Origin of the sequence: Alkalihalobacterium chitinilyticum (assembly GCF_029028005.1) — a bacterium.
Taxonomy (GTDB): Bacteria; Bacillota; Bacilli; order Bacillales; family Bacillaceae_F; genus Alkalihalobacterium; species Alkalihalobacterium chitinilyticum.
In genome coordinates this window covers 1-1,485 of the sequence record NZ_JAOTPO010000037.1, presented here as the reverse complement: position 1 = coordinate 1,485, position 1,485 = coordinate 1, and the positions used below count along the sequence as shown (strand labels likewise).

At 53.4% G+C, this 1,485-nt stretch carries 1 rRNA gene (only partly in view); it reads right to left on the bottom strand.

The window, feature by feature from the left end:
* A 23S ribosomal RNA gene (locus N7Z68_RS24050) occupies nucleotides 1-1,485 on the bottom strand; its annotated part reaches 1,562 nt to the left of the window's first position; the annotation flags it as partial.

Sequence of the window (1,485 nt, the reverse complement as noted above, 5' to 3'; positions counted from 1 at the left end):
GCGCTTACCCTACCTTACTGCGTCCCCCCATTGCTCAAACGGTGAGGAGGTGGTACAGGAATTTCAACCTGTTGTCCATCGCCTACGCCTTTCGGCCTCGGCTTAGGTCCCGACTTACCCTGAGCGGACGAGCCTTCCTCAGGAAACCTTAGGCTTTCGACGGAGGGGATTCTCACCCCTCTTTTCGCTACTCATACCGGCATTCTCACTTCTAAGCGCTCCACCAGTCCTTCCGGTCTGACTTCGCTGCACTTAGAACGCTCCCCTACCCCTGTCCGTAAGGACAAGCCGTAGCTTCGGTGATACGTTTAGCCCCGGTACATTTTCGGCGCAGAGTCACTCGACCAGTGAGCTATTACGCACTCTTTAAATGGTGGCTGCTTCTAAGCCAACATCCTGGTTGTCTGGGCAACTCCACATCCTTTACCACTTAACGTATACTTTGGGACCTTAGCTGACGGTCTGGGCTGTTTCCCTCTTGACTACGGATCTTAGCACTCGCAGTCTGACTCCCGAGGATAAGTATTTGGCATTCGGAGTTTGACTGAGTTCGGTAATCCTGTGGGGACCCCTAGCCCAATCAGTGCTCTACCTCCAATACTCTTCCCTCGAGGCTAGCCCTAAAGCTATTTCGGGGAGAACCAGCTATTTCCGAGTTCGATTGGCATTTCACCCCTACCCACACCTCATCCCCGCATTTTTCAACATGCGTGGGTTCGGGCCTCCATTCAGTGTTACCTGAACTTCACCCTGGACATGGGTAGATCACACGGTTTCGGGTCTACGACCACGTACTTATTCGCCCTATTCAGACTCGCTTTCGCTGCGGCTCCGCCTCTTCGGCTTAACCTTGCACGGGATCGTAACTCGCCGGTTCATTCTACAAAAGGCACGCCATCACCCGTAAATGGGCTCTGACTACTTGTAGGCACACGGTTTCAGGATCTCTTTCACTCCCCTTCCGGGGTGCTTTTCACCTTTCCCTCACGGTACTGGTTCACTATCGGTCACTAGGGAGTATTTAGCCTTGGGAGATGGTCCTCCCGGATTCCGACGGGGTTTCACGTGTCCCGCCGTACTCAGGATCCGTCTCGGAGAGACGATCATTTTGGCTACAGGGTTGTTACCTTCTCTGACGGGCCTTTCCAGACCGCTTCGCCTATGATCGTCTTTTCTTACTCCATGTGAGACGTCCTACAACCCCAAGAGGCAAGCCTCTTGGTTTGGGCTGTTTCCGTTTCGCTCGCCGCTACTCAGGAAATCGCATTTGCTTTCTCTTCCTCTGGGTACTTAGATGTTTCAGTTCCCCAGGTCTGCCTCCTCATACCCTATATATTCAGGTATGGGTACCATCCCATTACGGATGGTGGGTTCCCCCATTCGGAAATCCCCGGATCAAAGTTTACTTACAACTCCCCGAGGCATATCGCTGTTCGTCGCGTCCTTCTTCGGCTCCTAGTGCCAAGGCATTCACCGTGCGCCCTT